Origin of the sequence: Thauera sp. (genome assembly GCF_047601425.1) — a bacterium.
Taxonomy (GTDB): Bacteria; Pseudomonadota; Gammaproteobacteria; order Burkholderiales; family Rhodocyclaceae; genus Thauera.
Window position 1 is genome coordinate 2,262,868 of record NZ_JASGJL010000001.1, and the last position, 22,340, is coordinate 2,285,207.

General features: G+C 58.7%; 19 protein-coding genes, 2 tRNA genes and 3 rRNA genes. 8 read left to right on the forward strand and 16 right to left on the reverse strand.

What is annotated here, in order from left to right; all coding sequences use genetic code 11:
- Window positions 1-67 precede the first annotated feature (67 nt).
- A complete protein-coding gene (locus QM748_RS11045; RefSeq protein WP_415247021.1) occupies window positions 68-403 on the forward strand; it encodes a hypothetical protein in 336 nt (111 codons plus the stop codon).
- Between the two features lie 252 nt (window positions 404-655).
- Here the strand turns inward: QM748_RS11045 and QM748_RS11050 are convergent, their stop codons facing one another.
- The 3 genes from QM748_RS11050 to QM748_RS11060 are packed head-to-tail and all read right to left on the reverse strand — an operon-like array spanning window position 656 to window position 1,638.
- A complete protein-coding gene (locus QM748_RS11050) occupies window positions 656-991 on the reverse strand; it encodes a type II toxin-antitoxin system HicB family antitoxin (RefSeq protein WP_415247022.1) in 336 nt (111 codons plus the stop codon).
- Window positions 992-1,030: 39 nt separating this feature from the next.
- On the reverse strand, window positions 1,031-1,318 hold the full coding sequence (gene nadS / locus QM748_RS11055; RefSeq protein WP_415247023.1) for a NadS family protein: 288 nt from the start codon (window positions 1,316-1,318) through the stop codon (window positions 1,031-1,033).
- Window positions 1,319-1,323: 5 nt separating this feature from the next.
- The gene (locus QM748_RS11060) at window positions 1,324-1,638 is read right to left on the reverse strand and encodes a type II toxin-antitoxin system RelE/ParE family toxin (protein ID WP_415247024.1); all 315 of its coding nucleotides are present in this window, start codon (window positions 1,636-1,638) and stop codon (window positions 1,324-1,326) included.
- Window positions 1,639-1,963: 325 nt separating this feature from the next.
- On the opposite strand from QM748_RS11060, the gene QM748_RS11065 reads away from it, so the two are divergent.
- The 5 genes from QM748_RS11065 (at window position 1,964) to QM748_RS11085 (ending at window position 3,768) form a co-directional block, all read left to right on the forward strand.
- Window positions 1,964-2,458, forward strand: coding sequence for a hypothetical protein (locus tag QM748_RS11065; RefSeq protein WP_415247025.1), 495 nt, complete (start codon window positions 1,964-1,966; stop codon window positions 2,456-2,458).
- The gene (locus QM748_RS11070) at window positions 2,455-2,679 is read left to right on the forward strand and encodes a hypothetical protein (RefSeq protein WP_415247026.1); all 225 of its coding nucleotides are present in this window, start codon (window positions 2,455-2,457) and stop codon (window positions 2,677-2,679) included. The genes QM748_RS11065 and QM748_RS11070 overlap by 4 nt, the downstream gene beginning before the upstream one ends.
- 91 nt (window positions 2,680-2,770) lie before the next feature.
- A complete protein-coding gene (locus tag QM748_RS11075) occupies window positions 2,771-3,100 on the forward strand; it encodes a hypothetical protein (protein ID WP_415247027.1) in 330 nt (109 codons plus the stop codon).
- The gene (locus QM748_RS11080; RefSeq protein WP_415247028.1) at window positions 3,097-3,312 is read left to right on the forward strand and encodes a hypothetical protein; all 216 of its coding nucleotides are present in this window, start codon (window positions 3,097-3,099) and stop codon (window positions 3,310-3,312) included. The genes QM748_RS11075 and QM748_RS11080 overlap by 4 nt, the downstream gene beginning before the upstream one ends.
- Before the next feature lie 111 nt (window positions 3,313-3,423).
- Window positions 3,424-3,768, forward strand: coding sequence for a MarR family transcriptional regulator (locus QM748_RS11085; protein WP_415247029.1), 345 nt, complete (start codon window positions 3,424-3,426; stop codon window positions 3,766-3,768).
- Between the two features lie 18 nt (window positions 3,769-3,786).
- Here QM748_RS11085 and QM748_RS11090 read toward each other — a convergent pair whose 3' ends face one another.
- From QM748_RS11090 to QM748_RS11150, 13 genes are all read right to left on the reverse strand, one after another.
- The gene (locus QM748_RS11090) at window positions 3,787-3,987 is read right to left on the reverse strand and encodes a hypothetical protein (RefSeq protein WP_415247030.1); all 201 of its coding nucleotides are present in this window, start codon (window positions 3,985-3,987) and stop codon (window positions 3,787-3,789) included.
- 23 nt (window positions 3,988-4,010) lie between these two features.
- Window positions 4,011-4,820: a S1 family peptidase gene (locus tag QM748_RS11095; protein ID WP_415247031.1), complete on the reverse strand. Its 810-nt coding sequence runs from the start codon at window positions 4,818-4,820 to the stop codon at window positions 4,011-4,013.
- Window positions 4,817-5,698: a lytic transglycosylase domain-containing protein gene (locus tag QM748_RS11100; protein ID WP_415248055.1), complete on the reverse strand. Its 882-nt coding sequence runs from the start codon at window positions 5,696-5,698 to the stop codon at window positions 4,817-4,819. The genes QM748_RS11095 and QM748_RS11100 overlap by 4 nt, the downstream gene beginning before the upstream one ends.
- Window positions 5,699-5,795: 97 nt before the next feature.
- On the reverse strand, window positions 5,796-7,076 hold the full coding sequence (locus QM748_RS11105) for a nucleotide sugar dehydrogenase (protein WP_415247032.1): 1,281 nt from the start codon (window positions 7,074-7,076) through the stop codon (window positions 5,796-5,798).
- Between the two features lie 47 nt (window positions 7,077-7,123).
- On the reverse strand, window positions 7,124-9,928 hold the full coding sequence (gene prsT, locus QM748_RS11110; protein WP_415247033.1) for an XrtA/PEP-CTERM system TPR-repeat protein PrsT: 2,805 nt from the start codon (window positions 9,926-9,928) through the stop codon (window positions 7,124-7,126).
- On the reverse strand, window positions 9,925-11,289 hold the full coding sequence (gene prsR / locus QM748_RS11115) for a PEP-CTERM-box response regulator transcription factor (RefSeq protein ID WP_415247034.1): 1,365 nt from the start codon (window positions 11,287-11,289) through the stop codon (window positions 9,925-9,927). The genes prsT and prsR overlap by 4 nt, the downstream gene beginning before the upstream one ends.
- A complete protein-coding gene (prsK, locus tag QM748_RS11120; RefSeq protein ID WP_415247035.1) occupies window positions 11,282-13,363 on the reverse strand; it encodes an XrtA/PEP-CTERM system histidine kinase PrsK in 2,082 nt (693 codons plus the stop codon). Before prsK ends, prsR begins: the two co-directional genes overlap by 8 nt.
- 72 nt (window positions 13,364-13,435) lie before the next feature.
- Window positions 13,436-14,818, reverse strand: coding sequence for a TIGR03013 family XrtA/PEP-CTERM system glycosyltransferase (locus QM748_RS11125; protein ID WP_415248056.1), 1,383 nt, complete (start codon window positions 14,816-14,818; stop codon window positions 13,436-13,438).
- Window positions 14,819-15,203: 385 nt separating this feature from the next.
- Window positions 15,204-15,317 (reverse strand): 5S ribosomal RNA (gene rrf, locus QM748_RS11130).
- A 111-nt stretch (window positions 15,318-15,428) separates the two neighbouring features.
- Window positions 15,429-18,313, reverse strand: a 23S ribosomal RNA gene (locus QM748_RS11135).
- Between the two features lie 247 nt (window positions 18,314-18,560).
- A tRNA-Ala gene (locus tag QM748_RS11140) sits at window positions 18,561-18,636 on the reverse strand.
- Window positions 18,637-18,676: 40 nt separating this feature from the next.
- Window positions 18,677-18,753: transfer RNA gene (locus tag QM748_RS11145), tRNA-Ile, on the reverse strand.
- A gap of 78 nt (window positions 18,754-18,831) precedes the next feature.
- Window positions 18,832-20,367 (reverse strand): 16S ribosomal RNA (locus QM748_RS11150).
- Together the 16S, 23S and 5S rRNA genes with 2 tRNA genes alongside form the textbook arrangement of a ribosomal RNA operon.
- 607 nt (window positions 20,368-20,974) lie before the next feature.
- On the opposite strand from QM748_RS11150, the gene QM748_RS11155 reads away from it, so the two are divergent.
- Both QM748_RS11155 and QM748_RS11160 read left to right on the forward strand, forming a co-directional pair.
- Window positions 20,975-21,769 (forward strand): thymidylate synthase, encoded by a 795-nt coding sequence (locus QM748_RS11155; protein WP_415247036.1) that lies wholly within the window; start codon window positions 20,975-20,977, stop codon window positions 21,767-21,769.
- Window positions 21,766-22,263, forward strand: coding sequence for a dihydrofolate reductase (locus QM748_RS11160; RefSeq protein ID WP_415247037.1), 498 nt, complete (start codon window positions 21,766-21,768; stop codon window positions 22,261-22,263). The genes QM748_RS11155 and QM748_RS11160 overlap by 4 nt, the downstream gene beginning before the upstream one ends.
- Window positions 22,264-22,340: the final 77 nt, after the last annotated feature.

A 22,340-nucleotide genomic window follows, 5' to 3' on the forward strand; every position in this document is an offset into this window, starting at 1 on the left:
CATGACGGGGCAGCCGCGCAGGAGTGCAGCCAGACCCTTTCCGAGAATGGACAGGGAGTATTGAAGCATGACGAAAGTCACCACCGAAGCAGTGCTGGCGGCCATCACCGACTACCGCGGCGAAATCGACACCGATGGCCGCACAGTGTTCTCCACGTCCGACATCGCCCGCGTCATGGGTTGCGACGAGTACCGAGTGCGGATTGCATTCTCTTGGCTCCGGCGCCAACGGATCATCGAGGCCATCGGAGGCTCGGCCGTGATCCGTCGCACCGCCCGTACCGGAGAGCGCTACACGGCAAACCTGTACCGGCTGAGGCCGCAGACACAGGCCGAGGCCTTCGATGCCCTTTTTCAGACGTTCGGGCTGGGGGTGAAGGTTTGCAAACCTGAGAAAACCTGAGAAAACTTGAGATCGCGGCCATCACCGAGCGCATGGATGTTGAAAAAAGTTGAAATCCAGCAGCCCCTAACGCGCGCGTGAAGATAGCCGCCGGGTATCCGCTGATCGGGTGCTGCGACGGAGTGGATAAGGCTGGCAACTACTCACGAAAACTCACGTTGCCGCCACCGTCACAAAGTAGCAGGCGAGACCAGTCACGCTCACACGGAGTGTTCAGCCTCACATGCCAGTCGGATCAACGCGCGACTGCGACTACCTGCGCGCCGCCTCTGTCAAAGCTTTCGCCGCCCACTGGTTCAGGCTGGTGCCAGCGGCCTGAGCAGCAATCAGCGCGGCGCTATGCACCTCGGGCGGCACACGCAACATCAGCCGGCCAGAGGTCGGCTTCTCAGGCTTCTGGCCGAGCTTTTCGCATGCCGCCAGGTAATCGTTGACCGACTCGTGAAAGGCTGTTTCCAGTTCGGCAACCGATTCCCCGTGAAAGGTCACGATGTCCCTCAAGCCGGCCAGGCGACCGAAGAAGATCTTGTCGCTGTCGTCGTACTCGATCCGGGCGGTGTAGCCCTTGTAGGTCATTGCGTTGTTCATGGTCACCGCTCACTTATACCGCATGCGCGCGCCACAAAATCATCCAGCAAGCGCGCGCAGCACATGCTCAGGATCGTTGTGGATGGCACGCAGCAGCGCCTTTGCTGGGCCAGTCGGCTCCCGGCGCCCCTGCTCCCAGTTGCGCAAGGTTCCCACCTGTACATCGATCACCTTGGCGAACCGCGCTTGCGAGAGCCCGGTAGCCTTACGGATTTCCTTCACCTGCAGCGCATCGACGGCGAACTCACGGGACGGCTGGCGCTCTCCCCGCCGGATTTCGTCCATCTGCTGAACGCTTTCCATCAGGTCTTCGAAAAAACTGCCCATTGCGCTTACCTCCACGTCTCAACGATGTATCGCAACGCCTTGCGTTCGTCACTGCTCAGGTCGTCCTTCTGATTCTTCGGATAGATCAACAGAAGCGCAATCTGCGCTGCTGACACAAAGTGGTAGTAGATGACCCGAGAACCGCCGCGCTTGCCGCGCCCGCTGCTGGCAATCCGCACTTTGCGGATTCCGCCAGTTCCTTCGATCACATCGCCCATATCCGGCCGATCAGCCAGCGTGCGCTGAAATTCTGCATAGCTGTCGTCATCCAGCAGTTCCCGCAGGCGCTTGGTGAAGACCGGGGTTTCGATGAAGATCATGCAAATAACTGTACGCCATTGGCGCACACTGTGCAAGGCGATCCATTGCAGTGAGAGCACTTGACAGCCCCACCACTGTCCGCCTACTCTGCACACGTCCCGCAAACAACGGGGCACCGGTTTGGCGACCGGGAAACATCCAGGCGGATAACCGCCCCGCGCGGTTTTTTTACGTCCGTAGCATGGTGCTGCCCTATGGGCGGGCCGTGTTGGGAGACCGAAAGGTCTGCCGGTTCCTGGATCCGGTTCGCCAACCCGACACGGTTCCGCCCACCCGTTTGGCGACGGGAAGCGGAAAACATGACCGCAATCCAGGAGCACCACCATGGCACACCCCACCACCGGCACGCCCGCGCCCTCTTCTGCCGTCGAACCTGACGGCCCTCTCGACCTTCGCGTCATATACCAGCACAGCTCCGCGTGCGGCTTCGATCATGACCTTCTGCTGCGGGCTCCCAGCGCGCAGTCCCTTGCGGCGCACCTGCGCGGCATTCGCGCTATCGTCGCGGTGCTCAACACAGAAAGCGGCGGCGATGTTGATCTTGGCGACTGGATGCGCTCGGGCCTTGTAGAGGCCATTGGCGCGCTGGCATCCAAAATGGACGACATCCTCTACCGGAGCAACGAACGCGCACAAGAACAGCAGGCCGATGCAAACGAGCGGCTGATCGCGGCCGCGCCGGATATGCACCAAGCCGCAAGTGCAGCAGAAGCCTTGCTGACCAGGCAGAAGTGGAAACCTTCCGAACATACGCCGGAAGGCGCCGTGCTCATGTCGCTTCGCGCCGCCCTGGCGAAGGTGGAAGGGAGGGCAGCATGAGCACCACATCCCATACCTTCTCCGTTGATGAAATCAACGAAATGACCAGCAAGATCAGCAGCGCCATCGCCATCCTCGATCTGATCTTCATCGTGGGCCGCGACCTGGACTCCCTCTGCGATAACACGCTGAACACGGCAATCGGCGACGCGATGGGGATGATTGCCGATGTGCGCAACCGGCTCAACGACATGCCCACAGATACTGGAGGTGCGGCATGAGCGCGATCAGCCGCTTCACCCTGTACCGCGCGCTGCGCCGCTTCGCCGGCCCGGCGCGAGCCTATCGTCTGACCTTCGGGAGGAAGTGACCATGAGTACAGTACAGCAAGCCATGCGCACGATGTTCAATCAATCCAAGCAGCACTTGAGTATGGACGAACTAAAAACCCTTGAAAGCCTGGCCGAAGAGGCAGCAGATGAGGCACGCCGCCTTTCCGGAATCTGCGAAGGACTGGGGTGCTTGATCTCGGCAGATGGGGATAGAACCTCTCGCAGGGCGGGGAACTTCCGGAGCGCGGACGATGTGCCAGAACTGCTTTTCTCACTGGCGCATTCGTTCGACACCATCGCCGCAATGGTCGAAGTTGGCGAAGAAGCAGCTTTTCTCTTGAATGAGCGGAAGGCGGGAGGCCAAGCATGAGCACGGACAACATCGATGTGGATGCCATCAACCTCAAGCTGTCAGCGGCCGCCGCGCTCATCGACATGATCTACACGCTTGAATCCACCGGCGACATCGACAACCTGAGCCAGCATTCCCTGTCCGCATGTCTCAGCGAGGCCATGGATCTGGTCAACGATTCGCGCGATCTGCTCATCGGAACAACCAAAGGAGCATCCAGCGCTGGATAATGCACGAGCGCCGGAGCAGCACACCGAACCCGCCCGCGTGGCGGGTTTTTGCTGTCCGCTCGCGGGAATGGCATATTGCTACCCGGCCATATATTGGAAGGAGTGGAAGCGATGAAAGCCATCATTGAAGTTGCCGCCCGCAACAGCATTTTCGACGCGGCGCTGGCCGATCTGGCTGGCGGGGGAAGCGCGGATTACCACCTGTCGTTCGAGTCGGCCAAGGCGCTGTTTGCCGAGATCACCCCCGCGCGGCTCGATCTGCTCGGCGTGCTCCGTCGAACGGGGCCGTGCTCTGTGTATGCGCTTGCCAAGGCGGCCGGCCGCAACTACTCGAACGTCCATGCCGACATCGCCAAGCTCGCCGAACTCAATTTGGTCGAGCGCACCGACGACGATGCGGTCTGTGTGCCGTACGAAGAGGTCGAGATCCACATGGCCTTGGCGAAAGCTGCCTGACCTCCTGCCGCTCCCCGATCACCGGCCCAGCCATCGCGCGATGACGGTATTTTTGACGGTATCGTTCAATCGATCCAGCTCGACACCCGTGCGGCGCATGGCATCTGCCAGATTCTTCGATTCCTGGTGACGGACCAACTCAAAGCACCAAGCAGCACCCGGAAGCAACAGAAACCCGCGCAGCCACTTGCCCCGCGGGTTTTTTGTTGCACCTGCCATTCAGAGATGTCGTCTGGCGCCGTTCAGGGGGTGTTCCCCAGTAACTGGTGCAGATACTCTACGGGAATCGCATAGCTGATGCCCGATGGATCAGACAGCGCACTTTCCTTGGTTGATTTGACGAACACCATATTGATGACGCCGATCACCTCACCTGTTTTCGGATCGAACACAGGACTACCGCTATTGCCGGGATAAGCCGTGGCATCGAGCTGATAGACGCGGAACACATCGTTGGCCAGCCGACGGATGAGAGCCGGATTGAGGTCGCGCGAATTACCCTGGGGAATACCGATCGGTGTGATCGCGGAGACAATGCCGCGATGCGTGACCGGTGTCATACCCAGCACGGCACCAATCGGGAAGCCGGTAAACGCGATTTCATGTCCCTCCTGCACCCGCTCGCGCGCAGACAGCTTGAGGGCTGGCAAGGCTTCACCGCCTTCGAGCCTGAGCAAGACAAGATCGCGGCTACGTTCGCTGGCAACACGGCTGACCTGCCGAACCGTCCCCTGCTGATCCTTGCCAGGAACGACGATCACAAGCATCTCCATGTTCTCGCTTGCGATCGCGTCAGGAAGCACATGGGCATTGGTGGCAATCGTGCGCCCATCGCCAACGACGAAGCCTGTACCGCGAAACAGGAAAGCGGGGCTGCGTGTACGCTGGTAGGTACCGACCGCAACGATTGAAGGTTTTATCCTGGGCAGGACATCGACCAGATCCGCTTGGGCAAACCCTGGAAATGCCGTCAGCACTGCAAGAGCACAGACTGCTTGCAGCACCCGCCGACGCCCCCTGTCGTGTTCCACACACTGCAGCGCAACGTTCATGTTCCGCTCTCTTCCTGCGCGGCCACACGCAAAGTCCGCAGCATCCGACTGGGAGAAACGACGCTACTGTCATAAGGGTGATGCGCCTGACCGACGTGGCGAAGAATGCGCTCGACATAAGCCTGCGTCTCTCGATAAGGCGGTACGCCACGATGACGGTCAACCGCTCCCTCTCCGGCATTGTAGGCTGCCGCCGCAAGGGCAATGTCACCTTCGAAGTAGGCCAGCAGCCAGCGCAGATAGGCCAGACCGCCACGGATGTTCTGCTCGGGGTCATAGGGTTTGGTGACGTTGAAGCGCTCTGCCGTCTCAGGAATCAACTGCATGACGCCCATCGCATTCTTGGGCGACAAAGCCTGCGGATTCAGCGCCGACTCGGTCAGACCGATGGCCAGTGCCAGTGCAGGCTGGATACCATACTTCGGCGACAGATCGGACAGCAGGCGAGCAACCTCACGGCGCTCCGGGGACAGGCGTGCGATGAGTCCATCGATCGGCCAGTGCTCACGCACCGTATCCGCCGGCCTGCGCAAGCATTCGGGCTTCGTGCGAGTGTCCTCGCCCGTGTAGCGCAACATCTTCCTGGCATGCTCATGGCCCTTGCCGGCAGCCTGGGCGAACAAGGCACCGGCATAGGCATCGTTGCGTTCGACACCACGGCCATTGGCATACATCCAGCCCAGGGAATACATCGCCTCGACGTCACCCAGGCGAGCCGCCTCGCAATAGAGCCTGGCTGCGTAGGGCTGGTCACGCGGAACCCCTTCGCCGTGTTCGTAGCTAAGGGCCTCCTGCGTCAGATAACGCGCCTTCTCGGCAAGACGCTTGTCAACGGCAAATACCGTCGGTGCAGGCAGTGCGATCAGGAGCCCGAGCATCCATTTCATGCCATTCCTGACAATCCCGGAACGGCCAAAACTGGAACGGATCACTGCGGACTGCTTCGTCATCACTGCCTCACCAATACGATGGCCCTTACAGGCGCCAGACAACTGCCCCCGCAGCCTCGAGCGCCGCCGGATCGTAGGCCGATTTTACGTCGCTGAACACGCCACCCGGCGAGAGTTTTTGCAACAGATCGGTAACGGGCATGTCCAGGTACTGCTGGTGCGCGACGGCCGCAACGATGGCTTGCGCCTGAGGCAGGGCATCCCAGGCACACAGGCTCACACCATACTCATGCTCGGCTTCAGCGGATTCGGCCACCGGGTCATGGACGTGGACCTTGCAGCCGTAGCTCTGCAATTCACGAATGACGTCGATGACCTTGCTGTTGCGCAGATCAGGGCAGTTCTCCTTGAAGGTGAGCCCGAGCACGACCACATCGGCACCCTTGATACTGGAGCCCGAGGCGATCATGTTCTTGACGGTCTGCTCGGCGACATACTTGCCCATACCGTCATTGATCCGCCGACCGGCAAGGATGACCTGCGGGTGATAGCCGAGCATTTCGGCCTTGTGCGTCAGATAGTAGGGGTCGACGCCGATGCAATGACCGCCGACGAGGCCCGGCCGGAACGGCAGGAAATTCCATTTGGTGCCAGCGGCCTTGAGCACTTCCAGCGTATCGATGCCGATCTTGTGGAAAATGACTGCCAGTTCGTTCATCAGCGCGATGTTGAGGTCGCGCTGAGTGTTTTCGATGACCTTGGCCGCTTCGGCAACCTTGATCGAGCTTGCCGGGCAGACACCGGCAGTGATCACAGAACCGTATACCTGCGCCACGGTTTCCAGCGTCTTGGGCGTATCACCGGACACGACCTTGACGATCTTGGTCACAGTGCGCTCCTTGTCACCCGGATTGATACGCTCGGGCGAATAGCCGACGAAGAAGTCCTTCTTCCATTCCAGACCGGACTCACGCTCGAGAATGGGAATGCAGACCTCTTCGGTGGCGCCTGGATAAACCGTGGACTCATAAACCACGATCGCCCCACGCTTCATGTTGCGGCCAACGGTTTCAGACGACTTCACCAGCGGAGTCAGATCCGGCTGATGTGCATCATCGACCGGTGTGGGCACGGCGACGATGATGAAATCCGCCTCCTTCAGCACAGAGGGGTCAGTGTGGCAAGTCAGATGCGTGGCTGCGCGCAGATCCTCGGTGGCAACTTCGCCGGTCGGATCGATGAAATCGCGGTAAGCGGCAACCTTTTGTGGAGACAGGTCGAAACCAAGGGTCTTTTGTTTCTTGCCAAATTCGACAGCAAGCGGCAGACCAACATAGCCCAGACCAACGACAGCAATGGTGTTCATGAACAGCTTCCTTGTTGCAATGTATTCAAATCAATTGGTAAAGATCATCACAGCGAATTCCGGAACTCGGCTGCTTCCGAGTGCAGGGGCGTGTTCTCTTCCAGTTTGGGCATCAGAGTGTCGAGTTCCTTGCGGGCCTCGTCCTTGCGTCCCAGCTTTGCATACGAACGTGCCAGACTCAAACGCAACTCCAAGTAGTCCGGTGCCAGCGATACCGCACGCTGCACGTTGGCCAGGCCCTTGTCCGTCTGACCTTGTTCGATCTGGATCACACCCAGGGTATCGAGAATGGACGCATTGTCCGGTGCCAGGCTTTGCGCCCGCTCCGCGTACTCGAGCGCCTTCGGGTTCTTGAGCTGACTGGCGACCCAGGCCAGGTTATTGAGCACCAGCGGGTTGTCAGGCGCGATCCCCCTCATCGTCTCGAAGGTATCGAGCGCCTCCGCATAACGTTTTTCGGCAAGCGCGCGCTCGGCGAGATAGCCGCGCACCACCAGATCCTGGGAATGCTCACGCAACCAGCTGACAGCAAGCTTGTCAGCCTCGCCCTTGCGATCCCCTCTCGTCAGCACCTCATGCAGGCGAACCACGATTTCCCCGCTGTTGCTGCGTTCAATGGCCTGACGATAAGCGGAAGCCGCCTCTGCCCAACGCTTGGCGCCCGACTCGATCTCCGCTTCCAGCACGTAGCCCGCCGGACTGGCGGGGTGCTGCTTCTGCACATCCTTGGCAATCTTCAGCGCATCCCCACGCGACCCGCGCTCCAGCGACAACCCTGCGAAGCGCTGCTGAGCATCGATCGAATCCGGTTGCACCGCAAGTGCCTTGCGTAACGCCTGCTCGGCAGCATCATTGTTCTTTGCCCGCCGATGCACATCAGCCAGTTGGATCAGGGGAGCCGCAGATTGCGGACGCAGCGCAGCCAGCCGATTCAGGGACGCAATGCCCTGCTGAGTTTCATTGGCCGACAGCTGGGCACGAGCAAGCGCGTCGACCACGCGGGGGTCGTTCGGATTGGCAGCACTGAGCTTTTGCGCAGCGGCGAGCGCCTTCGGGAATTCCCGATTGCGCAAGTGATGCTGGATGAGTGCCAGGCCTGGGACCAGGGTTCCCGGTGCAGCCGCTTCCGCGCGCTCAAGCGTGGCAAGCACATCGGCAGGCGTGGCACCGGTCGAGGCCTGCAGTTCCGCCAGGGCAAGACGGGCTTCGACGTTCTTGTCGTTGCGGTCGGCGATCGCACGAATGCGCGCCAGCGCATCCTCTGTTTTTTTCTCGGCAATATCCAGACGCGCCAGATTCAATGCGGCCGCAAGGAAATCGGCATTGATCGACAAGGCCTTCTCGAATGCTGCTCGCGCGGCAGGAATGTCCTGCCTGGCCAGCATCACCCCGCCACGCAGGTTGTATACGAGTGGGTTCTGCGGTTGTTTGCGTTCCAGCTCAGCCTGCGCCTTGAGCGCCTTCTCGGTGTCGCCGCTCCGCAAGTGGGTGGCGACCAAGGCCAGATCCGCCTGGATGGCGGAGCCGTCCATCGTCGATGCGCTCTCGAAATCGGCCAGCGCACCCTCTGCATCACCACTGGCAAGACGCGCAGCGCCAAGGCGCAGACGCGCCTGTGGATCTTCGGGCGCAGCCTTGGCTGCGCGCTCCAGGAAGTCCTCCGCTCTGGCCAGATTGCCATTGGCGAGAAACACCTGCCCGGCCAGCCCCAGGATGCGAGCATCGGTCGGCTGCGTTTCGAGCAATGGCTGCAGCAGTTCGAGCGCACGCGACGCTTCACCCGAGGACAGATGGGAAGTGATCAGCAAAGTACGGGCCAATTGCTGGTCAGGCGCCCGGCTGAGTACCGCATTCAGGTGATTGCGAGCCTGCGCCTGATCGTTGAGCTGCAATAGCACCGAGCCCGCGAGCAACTGGGCAGGCATGAAATTGGGCGCCTGGTTCAGGACCTGAACCAGCAGATCGCGCGCTTCGGTCAGACGGCCTTCGCGCGCATCGATGAATGCCTGGAGATAGCGGGTCGAAGGGTGGTTGGGCGCAACCTTCTTCATCGCCTCAAAGTGCTTCACGCCCTCTTCGTATCGACCGCTGCGGAACAGCAGAGATACCAACGTATAGCGGTAGCCCACTTGATTGGGGCTCAGCCGTACAGCCTCTTCCAGAGCCTTGAGCGCTTCTTCCTGCTTGCCTTGTGCCTGCAGGATGTCGGACAGGGTGGCCAATGCATCGCCATTCTCAGAGTTGTGCGCGACCACGGCTCTGATGGCCTGCTCTGCTCCAGCGGGGTCATTGCTGAAGAGACGGGCGCGCGCCAGACCGATTCCGGCCTCGAGATCGGTCGCACGCAGCGCAAGCGCCTGCTGATAGACCCGAATCGCCTCCTGGACGTTTGCCTTGCCGAAATGGGCATCACCCACGGCGGCCAGCAAACGCGCCTGCGCAGTATCGTCATCCAGTTTCACATCGGCGAAATCAGTCAGCACTCGATCGAACTCTCCTGCACCGATCCTTGCCCTGGCCAGCAAAGGTGCCACTTCGGCCCTGGCATAGCCAAGGTCGAGAGCGTGCTGCAGCTCCTTGATCGCTCCCGCCGAATCGCCTTGCTGCAGGTTGATGCGCCCGAGGAGGAACCGGGCCTCGGCAAGGCTTCCATTCTCCTGCAGGGCATTCTTCAACTGAATGACTGCTGCATTGGTGTCGTTGTTGGACAGATAGCCTTTCGCCGACGCAAGCATCTGCTCCGGACTGTCACCGCAGGCACTCAACAAGGCGGCAGAAACCAAAGCCATGGCCAGGCTTCGGGAACGCCCTCCCCATGACGAAATCCGCCGGCCCTTTGCAGTGTTGTTCACGATCCGTTCTCCTTCTTCAAACCGAAGCGGTTCATCAAGTCATAGAGTGAAGGACGGCTGATTCCGAGAACCTCGGCCGCCCGGGCAATATTGTTGTTGGTTCGCGCAAGCACCCGCAGCACTGCTCGACGCTCGGCCTCATCCCTGACCTGGCGCAAATTGAGGCGCTCGAGATCCTCTTCGACCGCCTCGAAACCGAGGTCATCTGCCGTGATGCGGTTGCCATCAGCCATGATGACTGCACGCTTGAGGCAGTTCTCCAGCTCCCGGACATTGCCAGGCCACGGATGGACCTCGATCGCGTCGATTGCGTCATCGGTCAAGGTCATCGAGCCACGCCCGTTCTCGCGCGCATAGCGCTGGACAAAGGCATGAGAGAGCAATACGGCATCGCCTTCGCGCGCCCTCAGCGGGGGAATGTCGACGACAATCTCCGCCAGGCGATAGTAGAGGTCCTCGCGGAATGCTCCCGTCTTGATCTGCTCCTTCAGATCCCGATGCGTGGCACACACGATGCGCACATCGACCGGAATCTCGTCACGCCCCCCCACCCGCTCGATGACTCGCTCCTGCAGAAAGCGCAGCAGCTTGGCCTGCAATGGCATCGGCAAGTCGCCGATTTCATCGAGGAACAAGGTACCCTTGTTGGCCGTCTCGATCTTGCCGAGCGTCTGCTTCACCGCACCGGTGAACGCACCTTTCTCGTAACCGAACAGTTCGCTTTCCAGCAAGGCTTCAGGAATCGCGGCGCAATTGATCGCCACAAAACGTTCCGCCGAGCGCGAAGACAGCGCGTGCAGCCCGCGCGCAAGCACTTCCTTGCCGGTTCCGCTCTCACCCAGCAAGGCCACAGTGACCGATGCTGAAGCGAGCTTTTCGATCGTGCGACAGATCTTGAGCATCCCCGGGTCGCGCGTCAGCAGACCGGACAGAGGACTGGCACCCATTGCCGACAGACGTGCGTTCTCGAGTTGCAGATCATGCATGCGAAAAGCCCGCTCGATCGTGAGCGCCAGCAACTCCGGCTCGAAAGGCTTGGCAAAGAAATCATATGCACCCAGCCCGACTGCCTTGACCGCATTCTCGCGGTCATGCTGACCAGTCAGCACGATCACCTTCGTGTCGGGCGCCAGCGCCAGTATTTCGCGCAGCAACTGAAACCCCTCGGTGACGTCGTCGGGTGCCGGCGGCAACCCCAGATCCATGGTCACCACTGCTGGTTCGTGGCGGCGCAACTGCGCTATCGCACTTTCCCTGTCGTCGGCAACGACAGTTTCGCAGGCATCGAAGGCCCAACGCATCTGCTTCTGCAGCGCAGGATCGTCCTCGACGATCAGTAGCGTCCGCTGCTTTTCAGGCATGAATTTCACTGACTCCGTCTTGTATGTCCTGCCGCCTGTCCGACAGGCATGGCAGCAGGATGGTTGCTCGCGTCCCCCGTCCGATCTCACTTTCGAACCGGAGGTCGCCACCAATCTCATTCAGATACTGACGGGTTTCGAACACACCTATGCCCATGCCGCTGGCCTTGGTCGTCTGGAACGGACGGGACAGGCGGTCACGAAGGAAATCGGCTGACATGCCGCACCCCGTATCTGCAATCACCAAGCTCACCTTGCCATCATCGGCAAGACTGAGCTGAGCGGTCACCTTACCATCCTCATTCGTGGCATCCAGTGCATTTTGCACGACATGGCCAATGATTCTTTCCAGTCGCTCGGGATGAGCCAGAACCATCGCGTGTCCAGGCAGCGGGTCAAGCAACTGGATCACGGGCGACTGACAGCGCTTCGACTCGCAGACGCTGCGGATGACCTGCACGATATCTACGCCACGAGGCGAATCGATCGAGCGCTTCTCCTGCAGCTGCGTCATCAGCCCTCTCATCCGTGACTCCACATGCGAAACGGTCTCGAGCATATCCTGCTGAAACTCGGGCTTGTGTCCATGGCGTTCCGCGTTCTTGAGCATAAGCGACAGCTGCGCCACGAGGTTCTTCAGATCATGGACGATGAAGGCCGACATCCGATTGAAGGAGTCGAACTTGCGCGCCTCGAGAAGTGCTTCAGCCGCAATCATCCTTTCGAGATAACCAGCGGCCTGCCGCTGCGCTGTCTTCAACAGGTCGAGTACCTCCCAATCCACATCGAATGCCGCACGAGGCATGGACAGCACGGCAAAACCGAGCATTGAGTCCGTGGTCTTGAGGGGGATGACAAGCCATGCATCCGGCAAGCTGGAGAGCCAATCCGGCAGCACCAGGCCATCATAGTGGCGAGAGCGACTCCGGTACTCCCCGAGATCGATGATCCACTCGCGCTCGTCGAGAAATCGACACAGTTCCGATTCCATCGATTCGACAACATCGATCTGCGGATGATTCAGGCGAGCGTGAGGCACGAACGTGCCGTAGCCATCCCGCAGCCACAGTACTCCACCAGGACTCTCGACCAGATCCGACAATGCCTTGATGACCGACTGCCCAAGGCCGAGCCCCTTGTCCACCGAAGCCAGTGCCTGGGTAAAACGCAGCCATTCGGCACGATAGTCGTAGCGATACGGGAAAAGATGCTTGCTGAGCAGGACCTTCAGGCGCGCCCGTTGCGATCCGGAAAAAAGCAGCGCCCCCAGCAGCACAAGCCCGGCAAAAAGCAGGGCCATCTGCAATGCCCGTCCCCAGCTTTCACCAAAGTAGCGCACGTAATACGCCACCGCGGCGATTACCAGCAGATAGACCCCGGCAACGGCAAGCGCAGCAGAATGAAAGACGACTTCCCGCGACACTGCCATGCGTAGTGTCCAGGTAGGGCTGCGCGCGCCGGAAAGAGCGATCAGTGGTATCAGCAGAGCATGCGCCACACCCCGAACCGCGATGACGTTGACGTTGACCCGATTGAACAAGGCAGCATCGGCAAACAGATACAGCTCAAAGATGTACCCAGCACCCAATCCGATGCACAGGGGCTTGATGCCCCATTTGGACGCATCGGGAAGCGCGCGATAGAGGTGCTCGATGAACATCAGCCCCACCACCGCATGCGCGAGCCAGGCAACCAGAATAGGCCGAATCGGCAGCACGAAGCCAGGCAGAAACACTTCGAAAGCCAGCGAGGCCAACTGGCCCGCAACGACGCCCGCAGCCAGGTATGCAGGCCATCTCACGCGCGAACCCCACAGGGGACGCATCAGGACGATGAGAAAGGCAAACCATGCCGCACCACGCAGACAGTCGAGCAGGACGCCCAAGACCGGCCAAGGCGCGCCGGTAAAATAAACGGAACTCGCTTCGGTGGCGGCCCAAAGGCAGGACAGCACGACCGCAACGAGAAGGACTCCTCCCGGAAGCCCCCCTCGCCACGCAAAAAAGACATAAAGCCCGAAGAAACAGAAGGCTAGCGCCGCACTGCCGTAACCCCAGAAGGCGAGTTCCAGCACGTCAGATCTCTCGTTTCAGACCAGCGGTCGCCAGCACACTTTCGCCTTCAACCAACATACCTCCGTTGCATCTCAATGGGCGCCCTCGCCAGTCAGCACGACGCGAACCGTTTCGAAAAGCACGAGGATGTCGAGAACGAGCGTATGGTTCTTGACGTAGTAAAGGTCGTACTGCAGCTTCTCCATTGCATCATCAACAGAGGCACCGTACTGGTAGCGCACCTGTGCCCAGCCCGTCACCCCGGGCTTGACGCAATGCCGGACGTTGTAGAAAGGAATTTCTCTCGCCAGTTGGTCAACGAAGTAGGGACGCTCGGGCCGTGGCCCGACCATGCTCATGTCACCGACAAGCACATTGAACAACTGAGGCAGCTCATCGATTCTCAGCTTGCGGATCACACGCCCGACCCGAGTCACCCGGTCATCATTGGACGTCGCCCAACGCGGCTTGCCGTCCTTCTCAGCATCGCGACGCATGCTGCGAAACTTGATCACACGGACAACCCTGCCACCCAGCCCGACCCGCTCCTGGCGATAAAAGACTGGAGCGCCATCCTCGATCACGATGAGCAGCATCGTCACGAGCATGATCGGCATTGCCAGAATCAGCAGCACCAATGCTGCACAAATATCGAACACCCGCTTCACGAAGGTACGGACCAGACCCTGGCGGAAACCATCGCCATAGATCAACCAACTCGCCCTGAGTGAATCGAGCTTCACCTGCCCCTGGACCCTCTCGAAAAAGGACGACAGATCGACAATACGGACACCTTCGAGCTTGCAGTCCAGCAACTCACGAAGCGGCAAGACACCTCCCCGCCGCTCACGCACGGCAACGATGACCTCGTTGACCTTCAGCGTCCGGACAACGTCGAGCAACCCTTGCGTCGGCAGCACCTGCCTCGCATCCACTTCAAGCTTCTCGTCCCCGCCGCCCCTCAGGAAACCGACCACCTCGACGCTACGTTGCAGCGGGCGAGTCAAATCACGATAGACCTGAGCGGCATCAGCCCCAGTGCCGATAATCAGCACACGTGGGGAAAACAGGCTGGAGGCCTGCCTTTGGTTGATCAGCCCTCGCATCAACAGCAAGGAAGACAGCAGCAGCACGACGGTCCACTGCAGAGAATGGGGCGCCATCTCGGCCCAGGGCAGCAGTCCGAAAACACCATAGGCGACCGGAATGCTGACCAGCAACGACAGAGCCACACGAGCAAACGCCTGTCGCTTGCAACGCTGCAGAACAGGACGATAAAGCCCCATGGCCGTATTCAGAGCAACCATCAGCAAGGCGAAGATCAGAGCCGATGGTGCGAAGACGGCCCAGTCAGGAACCCCCGGAGGCGCCAGAACGATGACAGTGCCCAACACGACAAGGAACAGCAACAGGGCATCGAAGAGCACCTGTTGCAGTGTGTGAGACGGAAGATAGTGACTGAAGACCTTCAGCATCATTTACCCCAGACTGAACCCATTCACTTTGGAGCCAATCCCCACACCCGACATGGATGTGAGCAGCTTCCCGACAGACTATCCGACCGCCGCCGTGCAGGGCGTTAAACCCATCACACCCGTGCTGCCAAGGACAACATCAAGAGTCATGAGCATACGTAACTGCGTATGTTATCACGAGATTTTACCCTTCAGTCCCGAACTGACCTCAAGGAAATTCAGGGCTGCCTACAACACATGTGCATGCGATGCTCGCCAGCCTTTGTTTCAATATCGTTATTTTTTTAATTTTGTTGTGGTTTTTTATTTTCTTTGTATAGCTGTGTGAGTAGACGCAAAAACGCCCGAACGTTGTACATGTTCGGGCGTTTTTTTGTGTGAGTTAGTCTGACGATGACCTACTTTCACGAGGGCGGACCTCACTATCATCGGCGCGTTTGTGTTTCACGGTCCTGTTCGGGATGGGAAGGGGTGGTACCACAAAGCTATGGTCGTCAGACTGTGACTTGTTCCCTGCGTGGGTTGCAGGGCAAAGGAGGAAGAAGTGTGTGTTGTGTGATTGGTGCGCGCGCTGCGCACGTTACGAGTTCTAGTGTGCATTCAAGGTTATAGGATCAAGCCACACGGGCAATTAGTATCGGTTAGCTCAACGTGTTGCCACGCTTCCACACCCGACCTATCAACGTTGTGGTCTTCAACGACCCTTCAGGGGGCTCGAGGCCCCGGGGAAGTCTCATCTTGAGGCGAGTTTCCCGCTTAGATGCTTTCAGCGGTTATCTCTTCCGCACATAGCTACCCGGCGATGCGACTGGCGTCACAACCGGTACACCAGGGGTGCGTCCACTCCGGTCCTCTCGTACTAGGAGCAGGCCCTCTCAAACTTCCAGCGCCCACGGCAGATAGGGACCAAACTGTCTCACGACGTTTTAAACCCAGCTCACGTACCACTTTAAATGGCGAACAGCCATACCCTTGGGACCGACTACAGCCCCAGGATGTGATGAGCCGACATCGAGGTGCCAAACTCCGCCGTCGATGTGAACTCTTGGGCGGAATCAGCCTGTTATCCCCAGAGTACCTTTTATCCGTTGAGCGATGGCCCTTCCATACAGAACCACCGGATCACTATGACCTGCTTTCGCACCTGCTCGACTTGTGGGTCTCGCAGTCAAGCCACCTTTTGCCATTGCACTATCAGTACGATGTCCGACCGTACCTAGGTGACCTTCGTACTCCTCCGTTACCTTTTGGGAGGAGACCGCCCCAGTCAAACTGCCCACCATGCACGGTCCCCGACCTGGATTCACAGGCCTGGGTTAGAACCTCGACGACACCAGGGTGGTATTTCAAGGATGGCTCCACCGGAACTGGCGTCCCGGTTTCATAGCCTCCCACCTATCCTACACAAGTCCCGTCAAAGTCCAATGCAAAGCTACAGTAAAGGTTCATGGGGTCTTTCCGTCTAGCCGCGGGGAGATTGCATCTTCACAAACATTTCAACTTCGCTGAGTCTCAGGAGGAGACAGTGTGGCCATCGTTACGCCATTCGTGCAGGTCGGAACTTACCCGACAAGGAATTTCGCTACCTTAGGACCGTTATAGTTACGGCCGCCGTTTACCGGGGCTTCGATCAAGAGCTTGCACCCCATCACTTAACCTTCCGGCACCGGGCAGGCGTCACACCGTATACGTTCACTTTCGTGTTTGCACAGTGCTGTGTTTTTAATAAACAGTCGCAGCCACCGATTCTCTGCGGCCCCTTCGCCCTTCGGATGTTCTCCTACAAGCTAACGGGGCATACCTTCTCCCGAAGTTACGGTATCAATTTGCCGAGTTCCTTCTCCTGAGTTCTCTCAAGCGCCTGGGTATTCTCTACCAGCCCACCTGTGTCGGTTTGCGGTACGGTCAGTTCTAGACTGAAGCTTAGAGGCTTTTCCTGGAAGCTGGGTATCAGTTGCTTCAGACCCGAAGGTCCTCGTTATCACGCCTCAGCTCAGCCCGGCGGATTTGCCTACCGGGCACGCCTACACGCTTGAACCACCTATTCCAACAGATGGCCAACCTAACCTTCTCCGTCCCCCCATCGCATCTAAAACCGGTACAGGAATATTGACCTGTTTCCCATCGACTACGCATTTCTGCCTCGCCTTAGGGGCCGACTCACCCTGCGCCGATGAACGTTGCGCAGGAAACCTTGGGCTTACGGCGAGGGTGCTTTTCACACCCTTTATCGCTACTCATGTCAGCATTCGCACTTCCGATACCTCCAGCATCCCTTACGAGACACCTTCGCAGGCCTACGGAACGCTCCCCTACCACGTGTCAAAGACACATCCGCAGCTTCGGTTCATGGCTTGAGCCCCGTTACATCTTCCGCGCAGGACGACTCGACTAGTGAGCTATTACGCTTTCTTTAAAGGGTGGCTGCTTCTAAGCCAACCTCCTAGCTGTCTGTGCCTTCCCACCTCGTTTGCCACTTAGCCATGCATTTGGGACCTTAGCTGGCGGTCTGGGTTGTTTCCCTCTTGACACCGGACGTTAGCACCCGATGTCTGTCTGCCGTATATCACTTTGCGGTATTCGGAGTTTGCTATCGCGGGGTAGATCGCAGTGACCCCCCCAACGATTACAGTGCTCTACCCCCGCAAGTGTCCGTACGACGCACTACCTAAATAGTTTTCGGGGAGAACCAGCTATTTCCGGATTTGTTTAGCCTTTCACCCCTATCCACAGCTCATCCCCTAACTTTTCAACGTTAGTGGGTTCGGACCTCCAGTACCTGTTACGGCACCTTCATCCTGGCCATGGATAGATCATCCGGTTTCGGGTCTACGCCCAGCAACTACGACGCCCTTATCAGACTCGCTTTCGCTACGCCTCCCCTATTCGGTTAAGCTCGCTACTGAACGTAAGTCGCTGACCCATTATACAAAAGGTACGCAGTCACCCCTTTCGAGGCTCCCACTGTTTGTATGCATGCGGTTTCAGGATCTATTTCACTCCCCTCCCGGGGTTCTTTTCGCCTTTCCCTCACGGTACTGGTTCACTATCGGTCGATCACGAGTATTTAGCCTTGGAGGATGGTCCCCCCATCTTCAGACAGGATTACACGTGTCCCGCCCTACTTGTCGCACGCTCAGACCCGCCACCGGCTTTTCGCATACGGGACTATCACCCTGTATCGTCGGACTTTCCAGACCGTTTTGCTAAGCTGATGGTTTAGTCGTGCAGGCTACTCCGCGTTCGCTCGCCACTACTTGCGGAATCTCGGTTGATTTCTGTTCCTGCGGCTACTTAGATGTTTCAGTTCGCCGCGTTCGCCTCCTCTGGCCTATGTATTGAGCCAGGGATGACCCTTGCGGGCCGGGTTTCCCCATTCGGACATCGTGGGATCAAAGCTCTATTGCCAGCTCCCCCACGCTTTTCGCAGGCTTACACGTCCTTCATCGCCTGTGATCGCCAAGGCATCCACCACATGCACTTAGTCGCTTGATCCTATAACCTTGGTGCCTCAATGAAGCACCCCTGTCACAGGTCGAACTCGTTTGTGCGGCCCAAACTGTGCTGACAACGCAGTCTGAGCCAATGCAATCACACAACTGCAGTACGCACCGGCTCGATGCGTACTACACTTCTTCCACTTTGTTAAAGAGCAAACCTCAAACCGGCTTCTCGCCGATCAAGAAGTCAGAGATGGTGTCTATCCAAACACCATCTCTGACTTCCCGAAACACACATGACCTGGTGGAGCTGGTCGGGATCGAACCGACGACCTACGGCTTGCAAAGCCGCCGCTCTCCCAGCTGAGCTACAGCCCCCTTGTCTCAAGCAAACTTGATTCGGAGCAACCTAAAACTCTGGTGGGTCTGGTTGGGTTCGAACCAACGACCCCCGCCTTATCAAGACGGTGCTCTAACCAGCTGAGCTACAGACCCTCTCATGCACTTCGAGGCTCTTCGCCTGAACAACCGATAAGTTGTGGATACTTGGCAACCATGACCTCTTTTCTCTTGAAAGGAGGTGATCCAGCCGCACCTTCCGATACGGCTACCTTGTTACGACTTCACCCCAGTCATGAATCTCACCGTGGTAAGCGCCCCCCCGAAGGTTAAGCTACCTACTTCTGGTGAAACCCACTCCCATGGTGTGACGGGCGGTGTGTACAAGACCCGGGAACGTATTCACCGCAGCATGCTGATCTGCGATTACTAGCGATTCCGACTTCACGTAGTCGAGTTGCAGACTACGATCCGGACTACGATCGGCTTTAAGGGATTGGCTCCACCTCGCGGCTTGGCAACCCTCTGTACCGACCATTGTATGACGTGTGAAGCCCTACCCATAAGGGCCATGAGGACTTGACGTCATCCCCACCTTCCTCCGGTTTGTCACCGGCAGTCTCACTAGAGTGCCCAACCAAATGATGGCAACTAGTGACAAGGGTTGCGCTCGTTGCGGGACTTAACCCAACATCTCACGACACGAGCTGACGACAGCCATGCAGCACCTGTGTTCTGGCTCCCGAAGGCACTCTCGCCTCTCAGCAAGATTCCAGACATGTCAAGGGTAGGTAAGGTTTTTCGCGTTGCATCGAATTAATCCACATCATCCACCGCTTGTGCGGGTCCCCGTCAATTCCTTTGAGTTTTAACCTTGCGGCCGTACTCCCCAGGCGGTCAACTTCACGCGTTAGCTGCGTCACTCAGTGCATTGCTGCTCCGAACGACTAGTCAACATCGTTTAGGGCGTGGACTACCAGGGTATCTAATCCTGTTTGCTCCCCACGCTTTCGTGCATGAGCGTCAGTACAGGCCCAGGGGGCTGCCTTCGCCATCGGTGTTCCTCCACATCTCTACGCATTTCACTGCTACACGTGGAATTCCACCCCCCTCTGCCGTACTCTAGCCTGCCAGTCACAAGCGCAGTTCCCAGGTTAAGCCCGGGGATTTCACGCCTGTCTTGGCAAACCGCCTGCGCACGCTTTACGCCCAGTAATTCCGATTAACGCTCGCACCCTACGTATTACCGCGGCTGCTGGCACGTAGTTAGCCGGTGCTTCTTAGTCCGGTACCGTCATCCACACCCTCTATTAAAAGATGCGATTTCTTCCCGGCCGAAAGAGCTTTACAACCCGAAGGCCTTCTTCACTCACGCGGCATGGCTGGATCAGGGTTGCCCCCATTGTCCAAAATTCCCCACTGCTGCCTCCCGTAGGAGTCTGGGCCGTGTCTCAGTCCCAGTGTGGCGGATCATCCTCTCAGACCCGCTACAGATCGTCGCCTAGGTGGGCCTTTACCCCACCTACTAGCTAATCTGACATCGGCCGCTCCAATCGCGCGAGGCCCGAAGGTCCCCCGCTTTCTCCCTCAGGACGTATGCGGTATTAGCACATCTTTCGATGTGTTATCCCCCACGACTGGGTACGTTCCGATGCATTACTCACCCGTTCGCCACTCGCCGCCAGGCCGAAGCCCGCGCTGCCGTTCGACTTGCATGTGTAAAGCATGCCGCCAGCGTTCAATCTGAGCCAGGATCAAACTCTTAAGTTCAATCCTACAAAGTACTCAAAATACTGACTTGCAGTATGAGCACCTAATCATTGTGAAACCGTGGCCGAAGCCACCGAGACCACAACCACCAAGCACCCACACTTATCGGTTGTTCAAGTTTTTAAAGATCCGTGCCGGTCAGCACAGAAGCGAGATTATGATCAACATCCGACAACCTGTGAACCACCCGGGAAACTTTCTTCAACACAACAAAAAAAGAAAACCCGAAAAAAACCGCTTCCAAAACCAACCGCAACCCCCGCAACACCCGCCAAAATCACCCGGGCACCGCGAGAAAGATCGGCATTATAGACACCAACACAAAACCGTCAAGAACTACACGCAACAGAAATATCTATTCAACCATCAGAGGCTCGCAACCCACCAGGCAGCAGACGCAGAATGGGGCGGACCGCACAGGTTGAACGAAGCCAAATCCATCGTCTCGGACCGATTGCGGCAATGAATGGCTCCCAGTTGAGCCTGGGCCAATTGGAGGACACACTGCCCCCCTCTTTCCTGCCCCCCCTCAGACGAACAGCCCGGACGCACCAAGCCCCCAGCAGCGGGTGTACCATCCCTGCTCGTCATTTGATCCGCAACGAACATGCGACAGTACCTAGACCTCATGCGCCACGTGCTCGAGCACGGCGACCGCAAAACCGATCGCACCGGCACTGGCACCCTGTCCGTCTTCGGCTGGCAGATGCGCTTTCCGCTGAAGGAAGGCTTTCCGCTGCTGACGACCAAAAAGCTGCACACACGCTCGATCATCCATGAGCTGCTGTGGTTCCTGCAGGGCGACACCAACATCCGCTACCTGAAGGACAACGGCGTCTCGATCTGGGACGAGTGGGCCGACGAAAACGGCGACCTGGGCCCGGTGTACGGCAAGCAATGGCGGCGCTGGGAAAACAAGGACGGCACGAGCGTCGACCAGATCACCAAGCTGATCGACGGCATCAAGCGCAACCCGGATTCGCGCCGGCACATCGTCTCCGCCTGGAACCCGGGCGAAGTGGATACCATGGCGCTGCCGCCCTGCCATGCGCTGTTCCAGCTCTACGTCGCCAACGGCCGCCTTTCCTGCCAGCTTTATCAGCGCAGCGCGGACATCTTCCTCGGCGTCCCCTTCAACATCGCTTCCTACGCCCTGCTCACCCACATGCTTGCACAGGTATGCGAACTGGAAGCCGGCGACTTCATCTGGACCGGCGGCGACTGCCATCTCTACCTGAACCATCTCGATCAGGCACGCGAGCAACTCTCACGCACGCCGCGCGCGCTGCCGGCCCTGAAGATGAACCCCGAAGTGAAGGACATCTCCGCCTTTCGCTTCGAGGATTTCGGCATCGACGGCTACGATCCGCATCCCCACATCAAGGCACCAGTGGCTGTATGAGCACGACTCCTGAAATCACCCTGATCGCAGCGGTCGCACGCAACGGCGTGATCGGCCGCGACAACGGGCTGCCCTGGCGGCTCAAGGCCGACATGCAGCATTTCCGCGCGATGACCATGGGGCATCCAGTCGTGATGGGGCGCAAAACCTGGGAATCACTGGGCCGGCCCTTGTCCGGCCGCCGCAACATCGTCGTCACCCGCGACACGCAGTTCCGTGCGGAAGGCGCCGAGGTTTTCCACTCGCCGGATGATGCACTCGCCGCCGCTTCGGACGCCGAGCGTATCTTCGTGATCGGTGGCGCCCAGCTTTATGCCACCCTGCTGCCCCGCGCCGACCGTCTCGAACTGACCGAAGTCTGGGCCGACGTCGAGGGTGACGCCCATTTCCCGCTCTTCGATCGTTCCGATTTCATCGAGGAGCGGCGCGATGCGCGCACCGCCGATGCGGACAACGACTTCGACTTCGACTTCGTCAGCTACCGCCACCGCTGAGCACAGGCAGCGCATGACGCAACAAGGGCCGCTGATCGCGGCCCTCGTCGTTTTTCATGCCTGTACCGCCACCGGCG

Bases quoted from the DNA above. Each gene is read 5' to 3' on its own strand.
- QM748_RS11065 (WP_415247025.1), top strand. From the start codon at position 1,964: ATGGCACACCCCACCACCGGCACGCCCGCGCCCTCTTCTGCCGTCGAA.
- QM748_RS11045 (WP_415247021.1), top strand. From the start codon at position 68: ATGACGAAAGTCACCACCGAAGCAGTGCTGGCGGCCATCACCGACTAC.
- QM748_RS11090 (WP_415247030.1), bottom strand. From the start codon at position 3,987: ATGGCAGGTGCAACAAAAAACCCGCGGGGCAAGTGGCTGCGCGGGTTT.
- QM748_RS11085 (WP_415247029.1), top strand. From the start codon at position 3,424: ATGAAAGCCATCATTGAAGTTGCCGCCCGCAACAGCATTTTCGACGCG.
- QM748_RS11160 (WP_415247037.1), top strand. From the start codon at position 21,766: ATGAGCACGACTCCTGAAATCACCCTGATCGCAGCGGTCGCACGCAAC.
- prsR (WP_415247034.1), bottom strand. From the start codon at position 11,289: ATGCCTGAAAAGCAGCGGACGCTACTGATCGTCGAGGACGATCCTGCG.
- QM748_RS11095 (WP_415247031.1), bottom strand. From the start codon at position 4,820: ATGAACGTTGCGCTGCAGTGTGTGGAACACGACAGGGGGCGTCGGCGG.
- QM748_RS11060 (WP_415247024.1), bottom strand. From the start codon at position 1,638: ATGATCTTCATCGAAACCCCGGTCTTCACCAAGCGCCTGCGGGAACTG.
- QM748_RS11050 (WP_415247022.1), bottom strand. From the start codon at position 991: ATGAACAACGCAATGACCTACAAGGGCTACACCGCCCGGATCGAGTAC.
- QM748_RS11080 (WP_415247028.1), top strand. From the start codon at position 3,097: ATGAGCACGGACAACATCGATGTGGATGCCATCAACCTCAAGCTGTCA.
- QM748_RS11155 (WP_415247036.1), top strand. From the start codon at position 20,975: ATGCGACAGTACCTAGACCTCATGCGCCACGTGCTCGAGCACGGCGAC.
- nadS (WP_415247023.1), bottom strand. From the start codon at position 1,318: ATGGGCAGTTTTTTCGAAGACCTGATGGAAAGCGTTCAGCAGATGGAC.
- QM748_RS11100 (WP_415248055.1), bottom strand. From the start codon at position 5,698: ATGCTCGGGCTCCTGATCGCACTGCCTGCACCGACGGTATTTGCCGTT.
- QM748_RS11105 (WP_415247032.1), bottom strand. From the start codon at position 7,076: ATGAACACCATTGCTGTCGTTGGTCTGGGCTATGTTGGTCTGCCGCTT.
- QM748_RS11125 (WP_415248056.1), bottom strand. From the start codon at position 14,818: ATGCTGAAGGTCTTCAGTCACTATCTTCCGTCTCACACACTGCAACAG.
- QM748_RS11070 (WP_415247026.1), top strand. From the start codon at position 2,455: ATGAGCACCACATCCCATACCTTCTCCGTTGATGAAATCAACGAAATG.
- QM748_RS11075 (WP_415247027.1), top strand. From the start codon at position 2,771: ATGAGTACAGTACAGCAAGCCATGCGCACGATGTTCAATCAATCCAAG.